The sequence below is a fragment of the Cryobacterium sp. 10I5 genome (genome assembly GCF_035019865.1).
GTDB lineage: Bacteria > Actinomycetota > Actinomycetes > Actinomycetales > Microbacteriaceae > Cryobacterium > Cryobacterium breve_A.
Genome location: NZ_JASJVI010000003.1, coordinates 67283 through 80535, shown reverse-complemented (window position 1 = coordinate 80535; position 13253 = coordinate 67283). Strand labels below are relative to the sequence as shown.

The following is a 13253-nucleotide window of genomic DNA, read 5'->3' as shown; positions in this document are numbered from 1 at the left end:
GCTCACCGAAACGGAGCCCCGGAATTCCGCGGCTGACGATCTCGCCGGGCAGAATTTGAAGGAGGTATGCCCAACTGACGGGGGAGAACAGGGTAGACAGGGGGCATGACCGAGTACTCGGATCCCGGACGTGACGGCTCCGGCCGTGAGAACGGCGTGCGCGCCGGAGTCACCGAAGCCGCGCACTTCGGCGACGAACGCACGACGATATCGGGGTTCCTGCAGCGTCAGCGGGACCTCGTCGCCTGGAAGGTCGGCGATGCGTCCGACGCAGCACTCCGGCCCGTCGCCACTCCGACCGGAATGACCGCGCACGGCATCGTCCGTCATCTCATGAATGTGGAGCGTTCCTGGGTGCGCGACGTCTTCGCCGGAGAGGAGGGGCTGCCCTTCGACTGGAGTGACGAGGATCCCGACGGCGAGTTCCACGTGCCACCCGACATGACCATGGCCGAGCTGCTCGCCGACTACGCGGCGGAGGCGCGTCGCTGCGACGCGACCATCGCGGCGGCCGTCTCACTCGACGCCGTCTCGGTGCGCCGCAGTTTCAGCCTGCGCTGGATCCTGATCCATCTGGTCGAGGAGACCGCACGGCACGTCGGTCACCTCGACCTGCTGCGGGAGCGAGCCGACGGCAGCGTCGGGGAAGACCCGCAGGACTGATCGACGCGGCCGGGGCTCCGATGCTGTGTCGGTGCCAGGCCCTAGTCTGGAGCGGACGAAGGGTGAGCCATGAGCGGTGTTCCAATGGGCCAGATCCAGTTGGGCCAGTACGGACCGGCGAGCCACGTCATCGCGCACATCAGCGACACGCACTTCCTGAGCGCAGGCAAACCCCTGTACGGCACCGTGGACACCGACACTCCCGTGCACAAAGCCCTCGCCCAGCTGGAACGCTCGGGGCAGCCGATCGACGGCCTTGTCTTCACTGGTGACATCGCCGACACCGGCGAAGCGGATGCCTATCGGCGCATCAGGGACCTCGTCGAGTCCGCAGCCGATCGGCTCGGCGCACGGGTCATCTGGGTGATGGGAAACCACGACAAACGGGCGCCCTTCCGCAGTGAGCTGCTCGGCGAGACCGGGTACGGTGCATCCGCCGCCGAACCCGTCGACGCGGTGCACGACCTCGACGGACTCCGCCTGATCGTCCTCGACACGAGCGTTCCCGGCTACCACCATGGCGTGCTCACCGCGGGGCAGCTGAAATGGCTGGCCGAGGTACTGAGCGAACCGGCCCCGCACGGCACGCTCCTCGCCCTGCACCACCCGCCGATTCCGACCATGGTGCCCCTCATGAGCCTGCTCGAGCTCAGGGACCAGGCCGGCCTGGCCGAGGTCGTCGCCGGAAGCGACATCCGCGGCATCCTCGGCGGGCACCTGCACTACGCCACGACAGGGATGTTCGCGGGCGTCCCCGTCTCGGTCGCCGCGGCCACGTGCTACACGATCGACCCGAGCGCGCCCGCCCGGGAACTCACGGGCGTGCGCGGCGGCCAATCGATCAACCTCGTGCAGGTGTACCCGGAGAGCATCGTGCACTCCCACGTCGTGCTCGGCGACTTCGATCCGGCGACCCGTTTCGACTCCACGTTCCTGGCCCGTATCGAAGCGATGAGCCCCGACGAGCGCACCGAGGCCTTCTCACGCCAGGCGTGAGTGCGGTGGCGGGCGGCGGGCGGATGCCCCTCGACGCCCTGCTCGAGGACTTCACCGTGTATCTGTCCGCAGAGCGCGGCTTCTCGCCGAACACCGTCCGCGCCTACCGCACAGACCTCCGCGGTCTTCTCGCCTTTGCTGAGGGCCGCACGGTCTGCGACGCCGACGGCCTCACCCTCGACCTGCTGCGCGACTGGCTGTGGGTGGCGACCCAGGCCGGCCTGTCCAAGGCGACGATCGCACGACGATCCGCCTCCGCCCGCAGCTTCACGGCCTGGCTGACCCGCACCGGAGTGAGCCCCCTCGACCCGGCCGTACGCCTGCGGTCGCCCAAACCGGGTCGAACCCTGCCCCGGGTGATCAACCGGGCGCAGATGCAGGCCCTCCTCGAACATCTCGAGCTGCGGGCCCGGGTCGGCGGTCCGCACGAGCTGCGCGACCAGGCCATCGTCGAGCTGCTCTACGCCTCCGGGCTGCGCGTGTCCGAGCTCGTCGGTCTCGACGTCCCCGACGTCGATCTCGCCCAGCTCACCGTGCGGGTCACCGGCAAGGGCTCCAAGGAGCGTGTCGTTCCCTTCGGCGTTCCTGCCCAGCGCGCACTCGTCGCCTACCTCGACCGTGCCCGCCCGCTGCTGCTCACGGCAGCGGAGAAACCCGAAGGGAGCACTCCTGCGGGCCCCGTTTCGGGCCCGGCCGGACGCCCAGCCGCGCTGTTCCTCGCGACCCACCGACGTCGCATCGGAGTGCGGGCGGTGTACCGCCTGGTCGCCGGGCTCCTCGCCGAAATTCCAGGCAACGGGCCCGCCGGGCCGCACGCCTTGCGCCACACCGCGGCCACTCACCTCCTCGACGGCGGGGCCGACCTGCGCGCCGTGCAGGAACTGCTTGGTCACGCGAGCCTCGGCACGACCCAGATCTACACGCATGTCTCTGCGGAACGATTGAGGCAGAGCTACCAGAACGCTCACCCGCGGGCCTGACCTCCGCCGATTCCCCGGAGTGGGTCCTGCACGTGTCCGTCATTCTCGAGCCCGTCTTCCTGCAGCACGGCGCGCCACAATTCTTGTTCGCGCGCACTGCGACGGGAATCCTGCCGCTGCCTGAGCACGTTGGCCGACTCGGCCGGAAGCAGCACGGCGTGCGGGACCCCGCCGAGGTACCGCATCGGCGATACGTACCGGCCGGAGGTCCGTGCCCCGAGGTGCAGGCAGCCGTCACCACAGTGGCCGCCTGTCGCGACCCGGCCGATGAGCTGGCCACGCCGCACGGAGTCCCCGGCCGCGACAAGCGCCAGAACGGGTTCCATGCTCGACACGAGGCCGTCGCCGTGGCTGAGGGAGACCGCGGGTCTGTCGACCACGATCCCGGCGAAGGTCAAGGTACCGTCCGCGACGGCATAGACCGGGTCGCCGGCGTGCGCGGCCAGATCGATTCCGCGGTGCCCGTCGGCGTACTCCGAGACGGGCGCACGGAACTCCCGGAGGACGCGATGCGGCAGAGCGAGCGGCCATGCCCACGCCACCGGTTCCGTCGGCCTCGGCGTCGCCGTCGGATTCTGCATCGACTCTCGCTGGGCGACTGGTTCGCCCTGACCGGCCGACGCTGGCGCGACGGCCAAGGAGACCAGGAGGGCGGCGACCAGGGCGACTGCGGTGCGGCGGTGAATCGGCATGTGCCCAGACTCCGGCACTCGGTGGCGGCGTCGGGCCCGCTCGCAGCGGGTGGTGCAGAAGTCGAGAACAGCGCCGGCTGGTGAGGACAGGCCGAGGGGGACATCCACTCATCGGAACGGTGGAGACCTGGCGGGAACCGGGTTCGCCGGGTGCTAAAGTTATGGCAGCAGCGCTTCGTGCGCTGACTACGCGTGCCCATTCGGCCACCACCTCCATTCGGTCCGGCTTCCTCGGAAGCCAGGCGGAGGTGCGCCGGGCACCAGGAGTCGTGATCGACCGATCAGGACACGAACCGATTGGCGTTTTGCCGCGTACGCGGCGCGCCGGACAAGGAGTACGGCTCATGGCCGTCGTCACCATCCGCCAGCTGCTCGACAGCGGCGTGCACTTTGGACACCAGACCCGCCGTTGGAACCCGAAGATGAAGCGATTCATCTTCACGGAGCGCTCGGGCATCTACATCATCGACCTGCAGCAGTCCCTCGGCTTCGTCGACAAGGCCTATGACTTCGTCAAGGAGACCGTCGCCCACGGCGGCACGATCCTCTTCGTCGGCACCAAGAAGCAGGCGCAGGAATCGATCTCCGAGCAGGCCATCCGTGTCGGCCAGCCGTACGTCAACCAGCGCTGGCTCGGTGGCCTCCTCACCAACTTCCAGACCGTCTCCAAGCGTCTGGCCCGCATGAAAGAGCTCGAAGAGCTCGACTTCGAGGACACCGCCAAGAGCGGGTTCACGAAGAAGGAAATGCTCATCAAGAAGCGCGAGCTCGTCAAGCTGCACAAGAGCCTCGGCGGTATCCGCAACCTCACGAAGACGCCGTCCGCGCTCTGGGTTGTCGACACCAACAAGGAGCACCTCGCCATTGACGAAGCCCGCAAGCTCGGCATCCCCGTCATCGCGATCCTCGACACCAACTGCGACCCCGACGACGTGCAGTACCCGATCCCGGGCAACGACGACGCCATCCGTTCCGTCGGCCTGCTGACCCGCATCATCGCGGACGCCGCAGCCGAGGGCCTGATCCAGCGCCACGCCAAGCCGGAGGCCGAAATCGAGCCCCTCGCCGCCTGGGAAGCCGAACTGCTGAAGACCGAGGATGTCGCCGCAACCGACGCCACCCCCGAGCAGTCCTCTGCCGAGACCGCTGAGGTCGCCGACGCAACCGTCGCCACCGAGCAGGTCGTCGAAGAAGCAGCCGACGTGGCAGCCGTTGTTGCCACCGAAGCTCCCGCCGAAGAAACCAAGTAAGGAACCCGGTATGGCCAGCATCAGCCTGCAAGACGTCAAAGCCCTCCGTGAACGCCTCGGTACGGGCATGGTCGACACCAAGAACGCCCTCGTCGAAGCCGACGGCGACATGGAGAAGGCCGTTGAGATCCTGCGTCTCAAGGGTGCGAAGGGCAACGCTAAGCGCGCTGACCGTTCCACCTCTGAGGGCCTCGTCGCCGCCAAGGAAATCGGCACGACCGCAACGTTGATCGAGCTCGCCTGCGAGACCGACTTCGTCGCCAAGGGTGTCAAGTTCGGCGCCCTCGCCGAGAAGGTTCTGGACGCGGTTGCCGCTGCCGGAGCCACCTCGGTCGCGGAAGGCCTCGCGGCCCCCGCCGGCAGCCAGACCGTCGCCGAACTGATCGACGGCGAAGCCGCGATCATCGGTGAGAAGTTCGAGCTGCGTCGCGTCGCATCCGTCACGGGTGAGAAGTTCGCGATCTACCTGCACAAGACGAGCAAGGACCTGCCCCCGCAGGTCGGCGTCGTCGTGGGTTACTCGGGAGACGACGCTGACACCGCACGCAGCGTCGCCCAGCACATCTCCTTCGCGAACCCGGAGTACCTCGACCGCGAGAACGTCCCCACGGACCTCGTCGAGGCCGAGCGCCGCATCGTCACCGAGATCTCGAAGAACGAGGGCAAGCCGGAAGCGGCACTGCCCAAGATCGTCGAAGGCCGCATCCACGCCTACTTCAAGCAGGTCGCCCTGCTCGAGCAGGACTACGCGAAGGACAACAAGCTGTCCGTCGCTCAGGTGCTGAAGGATGCCGGTCTCACGGTGTCCGGATTCGCCCGCTTCAAGGTCGGCGCCTAGGCAATAGGCTCGCAGTACCAATGATGGAGACCGGCTTGCGCGAGCAGGCCGGTCTCCATTGCTGTGTCCGCACTGAGTCGGCACACAGTAGTTTTAGATCAGGCACAACGGAAGGACCCCCAGGGCATGTCAGATTCGGGTAAGAAGCGCAGAGTCCTTCTCAAACTCTCCGGCGAAGCGTTCGGCGCAGGAAGCCTGGGAGTGAACCCGGATGTGATCAGCTCACTGGCCCGGGAGATCGCCGAGGCGGCGCAGACCGTGGAAATCGCCGTCGTCGTCGGCGGAGGGAACTTCTTCCGCGGAGCGGAACTATCCCAGCGCGGAATGGACAGAGGCCGCGCCGACTACATGGGCATGCTCGGCACGGTGATGAACGCCCTCGCCCTCCAGGACTTCCTGGAACAGGCGGGAGCCGAGACCCGGGTCCAGTCCGCGATCGCGATGACCCAGGTCGCCGAGCCGTATATCCCGCGGCGGGCCGAGCGCCACCTCGAAAAGGGACGCGTCGTCATCTTCGGTGCCGGGGCAGGCTTGCCGTATTTCTCCACGGACACCGTCGCGGCGCAGCGCGCCCTCGAAATCGGCGCCGACATCGTCCTCGTCGCCAAGAACGGCGTCGACGGCGTCTACTCTGACGACCCGCGCACCAACCCGGACGCGGAACTGATCCACCACCTCACGTACCAGGACGCCCTGCAGCGCGGCCTGAAGGTCGTCGACTCGACCGCCTTCAGCCTCTGCATGGACAACGGGATGCCGATGCAGGTCTTCGGAATGGCGCCACAGGGCAATGTCACCGCCGCCATCCTCGGAGCCGATCTGGGAACCCTCGTCTCCAACTAAACTTGTCGATGTCCCCTGCGGTCGAAACGGCCTCAGGTCTCAGCCAGCAGGTCGAAATCACCCAGGTCGAAGCCTCAACGAAGGAGTTACCGTGATCGCGGATGTTCTGTCCGATGCAAGCGCACGAATGCACAAGGCCCTCGAAGCCGCCAAAGACGATTTCGGGACCGTGCGCACCGGACGGGCGAACCCGCAGATGTTCGCGAAGATCCTGGTGAACTACTACGGATCCCAGACACCTCTCGAGCAGCTCGCATCCCTGCAGAACCCCGAAGCGCGCACGCTCCTGATCGGACCGTACGACAAGGGTGCCCTGCGCGACATCGAGCAGGCCATTCGGGACACTCCGAACCTCGACGCCAACCTCGGCAACGACGGCAACGTCATCCGGGCGACGCTCCCGGAACTCACGGCCGACCGCCGCAAGGAATACGTCAAGATCGTACGGACCAAGGCGGAAGATGCCAAGATCTCCGTACGCAACCTGCGCCGCAAGGCGAAGGACGAACTCGATGCGCTGAAGAGCGAAGTCGGTGACGACGATGTGGCCCGGGCGGAAAAGGAGCTCGAGCAGATCACGAAGACTCACGTCGACGCGATCGACACCGCTCTCAAGCACAAAGAGGCCGAACTCCTCGAGATCTAAGGGCGGAGCCAGCGTCATGACGCACGAGCCACGCGACGAAACCGGTAACACTGCGCCGGTACCACCCAAACGACCCCACGGGGCCGGCAGTTCGGAATTCCGGGCCCAGGTGCACGCAGCCCGCAACGACATCGAACGCCAGATGCAGTCGACCCGCGCGGACATCGAACGCCAGATGCAGGCGACGCGGGCGCAGCTCGACGCAACCAACGAGCGGATTGCCGCGCGGACGGGGCGCAACCTGATCCTGGCGACCCTGATCGGCCTCGCGCTCGGCCTGTTCATGCTGGTGAGCCTGATCTTCATCAAAGAGCTGTTCATGGTCTGCGCCGCCGCGTTCGTCGGGTTCACGGCCTTCGAGCTCGCTCAGGCACTTCGTCAGTCCGGCCGCAACGTGCCGCGTGTCGCCGTCGTCATCGCAGCGATTTCCGTGGTCCCCGCTGCCTTCTACTGGGGAGCGGGCGGCCAGTTCCTCGTCACCCTCGCCGGAATCCTCTTCATCGGGCTCTGGCGGGTGTTCCTGCTGCTCAGTCCCGCGCACCGGGGGACTGCCCGATCAGTGTTCGGTGACATCGGGGCCGGATTCTTCATCCAGACCTATGTCGTGTTCCTCGGCAGTTTCGCCGTGTTGCTCGTCGCTCAGCCGGACGGGCAGTGGTGGACCCTCGCCTTCCTGCTGCTGGTGATCTCGAACGACACCGCGGCGTATGCCAGCGGGCTGTCCTTCGGCAAGCACCGGATGGTGCCCACGATCAGTCCCAAGAAGACCTGGGAAGGCTTCGCGGGCGCCGGCCTGGCGTGCCTGATCGTCGGTGTGGTGCTGTCCCTGTTCATGATCGGAGAACCCTGGTGGTTCGGCCTGGTCTTCGGACTCGTCATCCTGCTGAGCGCCACCTTCGGCGACCTCGCGGAGTCTCTGATCAAGCGCGACCTCGGCATCAAGGACATGAGTTCCTGGCTTCCGGGCCACGGTGGTTTCCTAGACCGCATGGACTCGATTCTTCCCTCGGCGGCGGCAACGTACGCGCTGTATCTCATCTTCCGCTGACAAGTGGAAAGCACCCCCGGCGGGGGCACGCTTTCGACAGTGGCCTCCCCGTGGGGCAGAATGATCCAGTGAGCACCACATTCCCCCGGGCCGGCAAGAAGACGCTCGGCTACAACGTCACCCAGGTCGACGAGTTTCTGGCGAGTGCGCGTCGTGCGTACGATGCGACCGACGACTCGGAACCATTGACGGCCGAAGGCATCCGCCACACCGCATTCTCGATGCAGAAGGGCGGCTACTCGTCTGCGCACGTCGACGCTGCCCTCGAACGCCTCGAGGACGCCTTCGCCGTGCGCGATCGCGACCGGGCGTCGGGAGCCCACGGCAAGCAGGCCTGGCTCGAAAGCGCCAGGGACCGCGCACAGGAACTCGTCAACCGACTCGGACGCCCGGCCGGCCACCGTTTCAGCCGGGTCAGCTTCCTGAGCGTCGGGTACAACCGAGCGGATGTCGACCGGTTCGCGAACAAGCTTGTGAAGTACTTCGAGGATGGATTCCCGATCACCGCGGACGACGTTCGGTCGGCCGTTTTCCGACCGCAACGCGGGGGATATCGCGAAGTGCAGGTCGATGTCGTGCTCGACAACGTCGTCGACGTCATGCTCGCCGTTCGGTGAATCACGCACCGTTATCTGGCTGTTATCCGGAATCTGGGTTAGGCTCGAGAAATCGTGGGAAGACACCTAAGCGTAATTGAGTCCGGGAATACCACCACTCCGATCATTCGGAGGGTCAAGAAACCCCGGCCTCGCGCCCGCCTCCTGTTCGTCTTCGCCTTCACCGCTGCCGCCGCGTTCGTCCTCGTGACCATCGTCGATCCCTACTCCGGCGCGACAGCGTCCCCGTACTACCAGTCCGCCGGCGGCCGTTTCGCCGGCCAGGTCACGCAAGTGGTCCAGGTCAACGGCACGTATGCGAACACGATCGTTCGTGACTCGTACACCGTCACCGTGAAGCCCAAGCCGGTCCCGGTCCCGGTCCCCGTCGTGGTCGCTGCCAAATCGTCGACCAAGTCAAGCTCGAGTTCCTCGGCACCGACGGCAGCCGTCGCGAGCCCCGGTTCGGCGCAGGAGTACGCCGCCGGCGCCGTAGCCTCGCGCGGCTGGGGCGGGGACCAGTACAACTGCCTCGTCTCCCTGTGGAACAAGGAATCCGGCTGGCGCGTCACCGCGGAGAACCCCAGCGGGGCCTACGGGATCCCACAGGCGCTTCCCGGTTCGAAGATGGCGTCTGCCGGTGCCGACTGGGCCACGAACGCCGGCACCCAGATCGAGTGGGGCCTCGGCTACATCACGGGCCGCTACGGCACCCCGTGCGGCGCCTGGGCGCACTCGGTCGACTCCGGCTGGTACTAGCAGGCCCCGCTCCCGGAGGGCCGGCTTCGCCGCGCCCACCGACGCGACGTAGACTGACCCAATGCCACGCAGCAATCATCCGAGGGGCCGCAGGCCCGGTTCGGACGATGCCGGCGATGACGAGACTCTCGACCGCATGCGGGCGGGTTGGCGTCGGACCGAGGAACGACGCGACGGTCTCTGGACCGTTCAGCCGGTGACGGCGATCCGGGCGACGAAGAGCTACGTCTGCCCCGGGTGCAATCTCGAGATCGCCCCGAAGACTCCCCACCTCGTCGCGTGGCGCGCCGATGGGCTCATGGGCGAGGCGGCAGACCTGGCCGGGCGCCGGCACTGGCACAGTCACTGCTGGAGAATCAGATGATGCCGGGCGATACCGGCACGAGGGAGACACCGTGAGTTCGACCGTGACCGAGATCCGAGGCGGCATCGAGCTGCCCGCCCGCCGCGAGCACATCGAGCTTCACACGAGTGACGGCCTCACCCTGGTCGGGGAACTGGCCGTGCCGCTCGACCGCGAGCCGGTCGCGACACTCGTGACGCTGCATCCGCTGCCGACACACGGCGGTTTCATGGACTCCCACATCCTCCGCAAGGCCGCAGGGCGCCTGCCTGCCCTCGCGGATCTCGCCGTGCTGAGGTTCAACACCCGGGGGACGACCTCACCGCGCGGCACGAGCGGCGGCAGTTTCGACCACGGCAATGCCGAACGGCTCGACGTCGCTGCGGCCATGGCGTTCGTCGCTGAGAGGAAGCTCCCCAACCCGTGGCTGGTCGGCTGGTCCTTCGGCACCGAACTCGCGATCAAGTACGGCCTCGAGCATCCGATTGTCGGAGCGATCCTGCTGTCCCCGCCGCTGCACCGGGCGACGGATGCGGAACTGGCGGCCTGGGCGGGCAACTCGCGCCGCCTCGTGGCCATCATCCCGGAGCACGACGACTACCTGCGACCTGAGGCCGCGAGGGAACGCTTCAGGAGCGTCCCCGAGACCCTGTTCATCAGCGTCGACGGAGGCAAGCACCTGTGGGTGGGGGAAACCCAGACCAAGCGCATCCTCAACGAGATCGTCTCCGTCGTGAACCCGGCGGCCGCACCGCTTCCGACGGAGTGGCTCGACTGAGCGACGTCCGAGCCCCGGTCAGAGCTCGTTCTGGCGGGGAATCACGACCTGCTTGATGATCATGATCACCGCGGCGGCGACCGGGATCGCGATGAGCGCGCCGAGGATGCCGAGCAGTGACCCGCCCGCGAGGGCCGCGACGACGACCACGGCGCCCGGTACCGACACGGCGCGTCGCATGATGTTGGGGCTGAGGACATAGGCCTCGACCTGCATGTAGACGATGTAGTAGATCGCCGCGACCAGGGCCGTGAGGGTCGAGCTGCCGATGCCGGGGATCAGGCAGGCGAGCACGATGATTACGGAACCGCTGATGGTGCCGACGAGGGGGATCAGCGACCCCAGGAAAGCGATCACCGCGAGCAGGGCGGGGAAGGGGGCGCCGATGATCGACAGGAACGTGAAGCTCAGCACGCCGTTGCACGAGGCGAGAGCGGCCTGCCCCACGACGAAGCGACCGACGGACGTCGTGATCTGCTCGCTGAGGTCGGCGAACCGTTCACGCTTCGACGCGGGCACCAACTGGTATGTCGCGGTCTTGAGGCTGTGGAGCGAGGCCGTGAAGTAGAGCGACAGGATCACGATGATCAGGGCGCCGAAGAGCCCGCTGACCACGGCGAGCCCGGACTGGATGATCGCGGTGGTGATCGTCGTCACGTTGGTGCTCACGTAGTCGGTGATCGACTTGACGATTCCGGAAACGGGAAGCGCCGGAAACTGCTTCTGGATGTCCGACAGGAACGTCGAGGAGTTGACGGATTTGACCAGTTCCGGAATCGCCTGTGACAGCTTCGTGATCTGGTCGACGATGATCGGAACGATCGCGAAGATGACCCCGGTCAGCACCCCGATCACCGCGATCAGGACGGCGAGTATCGCCGCCCACCGCGGAAAGCCCTTCTTCTCCAGCCAGGACACCGAGGGGTCCAGTCCGAGCGCGATGAACAGCGCGGCACCGATGTAGGTGATGATCGTCGACAGGCTGACAATCGAGCTGAGGATCAGTATTCCGACCCCTACCCCGAGGGTTCCGATCAGGCCCAGGCGGAATGCGTTCTGGATTTTCACGGGGATCTCCTCGGAGTGGCGGCGGTGTTCAATCGTCCAGTGCTGTGACCTTTTCCGCCTGCGTGAGGAGGCCTCGCAGGCTCTCGAAGTAGCCGGCGACCGAGTCGCGCTCAATCCTAATCTGGGAGAGGCGCTCTTCCGCGTCAGCGACAAGTGCGCGTGTCCGCTTCTCCGCCTCGGAGACGAGCGCGGTGGCTCGCGTTTCTGCGTCCTGAACGATCTGCTCGGCGTGGGCTTCAGCGGCCAGGCGGGCCGTCTTGGCCTCTGCGCGGGCGCCGGAGTCCAGCTGCTCGTTCAACGCGCGCAGCTCGAGGGTGCGCTGGTTGGTCTCTGCGAGCTGCTTCGTGGCGTCATCGAGGAACTTCTGGGTCTGGGCGACGGCCTCCTGGTGCCGGGCCAGATGTCCCTGCTCCGCCTCGTCACGACGGGCCTTGAGCTCGACGTCGAGGTCTGCGCGGGTCTGGTCGATATCGCGGCGCAAACGGGCCTGCTCGTGTTCGCCGCGCTTGCGCTCGGCCGTGAGCTGGTTGTCGAGGTCGATCCGGAGCTGTTCGCCGTCGGCGGTGAAGTCCGCGCGAACCTGTTCGTTCTCCCTGGCGAGGTCGGCGGCGGCCTGCTCGGCCTTCGCGGCCTGAGCTGCTCGTGCCTTCTCGAGTTCCTGGGCGAGGGCGGCGCGCTGGCGGGCGAGGTCGAGCGCGAGGTCGGTTTGCGCCTGTTCGCGTTCGAGGCCGAGGTCGATGCGGGCCTGGTCGATCTCGCGGGCGAGGTCGGTGCGGGCCTGGTCGACCTCCGCGGCCAGCGCCGCGTGGGTCTGCTCGGTCAGGTGAGCGAGGTCGATCGCGGCCTGCTCGGCTTCCTGGGCGCTGTCGAAGCGCGCCTGGCCTGTCTCGGCGGTCAGGTCGATGCGGGCCTGTTCCGTCTCCCTGGCCAGGTCGGCGCGCTGCTGGTCGAGATCGAGGGCCACCTCGGCGCGGGTGAGTTCGGTTTCGCGCGTCAGTCCTGCAGCGATCTCACGGGCATCCGTTGCCTCACGCTGTGCGACGACGCGGACCTCCGCGGCCTCACGCTCTGCTTCGGAGCGGATGGCGGCGACCTCGCGCTTGACGGTCGCCCGGAGCTCCGCGGCTTCGGTGGCGACGGCACCGCGGATGGCGGCCGCCTCCTGCACGGCGTCGCCGGTGACGGTCGTGTAGTCGTCGTGGGCTCGGGCGAGCAGGTCGTCGGCTTCGGCGCGGGCGTCGTCGAGGAGACGGCTGGCCTTGACCGTCGCGTCGGAGAGGGCCCGGTCTGCGCGCTCGGTGGCTTCGCGGCGCAGGGTGTCGACCTCGCTCGCGGCGGAGGCACGGAGACGTTCAGCGTCGATGTCCGCCTGGGCGATCACCCGGGTGGACTGTTCCTCGGCGACCCGCAGGGTGTTCTCGAGTTTGGTACCGAGTCCGGAGAAGGTGGGGCTGCCGACCTCTTCGATCTCGGCGTTCAGGTCGTCGATGTGCGCGGTGAGGCGCTTGATTTCCTTGTTGGCTTCCGTACCCTGGCTGTTCGCCTGGATCAGGTCACGACGGAGACCCTGAATGGCCCTGTCGACCTCTTCCTTGTCGTAACCACGGAAAACCTGGGTGAAATCAGCTTCGTCGATCGCCACGCTATCTCCTTGTATTGGAACTCTGACCCCGCATTTAGTCCGGCCGACGGGGCCATGATAATTTTAGTGGGTTGACGCATCGGTTGCGCGTACCGTCTACAGGGGTCTATT

Annotated in this window: 15 protein-coding genes; 12 read left to right on the top strand and 3 right to left on the bottom strand. The window is 66.9% G+C overall.

Annotated elements, in window-relative coordinates; genetic code table 11:
- Positions 1-105: 105 nt before the first annotated feature.
- The 3 genes from QN350_RS02005 (at position 106) to QN350_RS01995 (ending at position 2639) form a co-directional block, all read left to right on the top strand.
- Positions 106-663, top strand: a complete 558-nt coding sequence (locus tag QN350_RS02005; protein WP_322140152.1) for a DinB family protein — start codon at positions 106-108, stop codon at positions 661-663.
- Positions 664-732: 69 nt separating this feature from the next.
- The gene (locus tag QN350_RS02000) at positions 733-1659 is read left to right on the top strand and encodes a phosphodiesterase (protein ID WP_323515651.1); all 927 of its coding nucleotides are present in this window, start codon (positions 733-735) and stop codon (positions 1657-1659) included.
- Between the two features lie 23 nt (positions 1660-1682).
- A complete protein-coding gene (locus QN350_RS01995) occupies positions 1683-2639 on the top strand; it encodes a tyrosine recombinase XerC (RefSeq protein WP_322140437.1) in 957 nt (318 codons plus the stop codon).
- Here QN350_RS01995 and QN350_RS01990 read toward each other — a convergent pair.
- The gene (locus tag QN350_RS01990; RefSeq protein ID WP_322140150.1) at positions 2624-3331 is read right to left on the bottom strand and encodes a M23 family metallopeptidase; all 708 of its coding nucleotides are present in this window, start codon (positions 3329-3331) and stop codon (positions 2624-2626) included. The two genes, QN350_RS01995 and QN350_RS01990, sit on opposite strands and share 16 nt — an antisense overlap.
- 344 nt (positions 3332-3675) lie before the next feature.
- Here QN350_RS01990 and rpsB point away from each other — a divergent pair, with 344 nt between their 5' ends.
- The 9 genes from rpsB (at position 3676) to QN350_RS01945 (ending at position 10432) form a co-directional block, all read left to right on the top strand.
- Positions 3676-4581, top strand: coding sequence for a 30S ribosomal protein S2 (rpsB, locus tag QN350_RS01985; RefSeq protein ID WP_281535250.1), 906 nt, complete (start codon positions 3676-3678; stop codon positions 4579-4581).
- A 10-nt stretch (positions 4582-4591) separates the two neighbouring features.
- Positions 4592-5419, top strand: a complete 828-nt coding sequence (gene tsf, locus QN350_RS01980; RefSeq protein WP_322140149.1) for a translation elongation factor Ts — start codon at positions 4592-4594, stop codon at positions 5417-5419.
- A gap of 126 nt (positions 5420-5545) precedes the next feature.
- Positions 5546-6262, top strand: a complete 717-nt coding sequence (gene pyrH, locus QN350_RS01975; RefSeq protein WP_134532307.1) for a UMP kinase — start codon at positions 5546-5548, stop codon at positions 6260-6262.
- A 91-nt stretch (positions 6263-6353) separates the two neighbouring features.
- The gene (gene frr, locus QN350_RS01970; protein ID WP_134532305.1) at positions 6354-6908 is read left to right on the top strand and encodes a ribosome recycling factor; all 555 of its coding nucleotides are present in this window, start codon (positions 6354-6356) and stop codon (positions 6906-6908) included.
- Positions 6909-6924: 16 nt separating this feature from the next.
- Entirely contained in the window at positions 6925-7956 is a 1032-nt protein-coding gene (locus QN350_RS01965; RefSeq protein WP_322140148.1) for a phosphatidate cytidylyltransferase, read from the top strand.
- Between the two features lie 68 nt (positions 7957-8024).
- On the top strand, positions 8025-8573 hold the full coding sequence (locus QN350_RS01960; RefSeq protein ID WP_322140147.1) for a DivIVA domain-containing protein: 549 nt from the start codon (positions 8025-8027) through the stop codon (positions 8571-8573).
- Positions 8574-8627: 54 nt separating this feature from the next.
- Positions 8628-9311 carry a lytic transglycosylase domain-containing protein gene (locus tag QN350_RS01955; RefSeq protein WP_322140146.1) on the top strand — a complete coding sequence of 228 codons (684 nt, stop codon included), beginning with the start codon at positions 8628-8630 and terminating at the stop codon, positions 9309-9311.
- A 61-nt stretch (positions 9312-9372) separates the two neighbouring features.
- Positions 9373-9675, top strand: coding sequence for a hypothetical protein (locus QN350_RS01950; RefSeq protein WP_322140145.1), 303 nt, complete (start codon positions 9373-9375; stop codon positions 9673-9675).
- Positions 9676-9706: 31 nt separating this feature from the next.
- On the top strand, positions 9707-10432 hold the full coding sequence (locus QN350_RS01945; RefSeq protein WP_281535246.1) for an alpha/beta hydrolase: 726 nt from the start codon (positions 9707-9709) through the stop codon (positions 10430-10432).
- Positions 10433-10450: 18 nt separating this feature from the next.
- Here QN350_RS01945 and QN350_RS01940 read toward each other — a convergent pair whose 3' ends face one another.
- Both QN350_RS01940 and QN350_RS01935 read right to left on the bottom strand, forming a co-directional pair.
- Positions 10451-11500, bottom strand: coding sequence for an AI-2E family transporter (locus tag QN350_RS01940; protein ID WP_322140144.1), 1050 nt, complete (start codon positions 11498-11500; stop codon positions 10451-10453).
- 28 nt (positions 11501-11528) lie between these two features.
- Positions 11529-13142 carry a DivIVA domain-containing protein gene (locus QN350_RS01935; RefSeq protein ID WP_322140143.1) on the bottom strand — a complete coding sequence of 538 codons (1614 nt, stop codon included), beginning with the start codon at positions 13140-13142 and terminating at the stop codon, positions 11529-11531.
- Between the last annotated feature and the right edge of the window lie 111 nt (positions 13143-13253).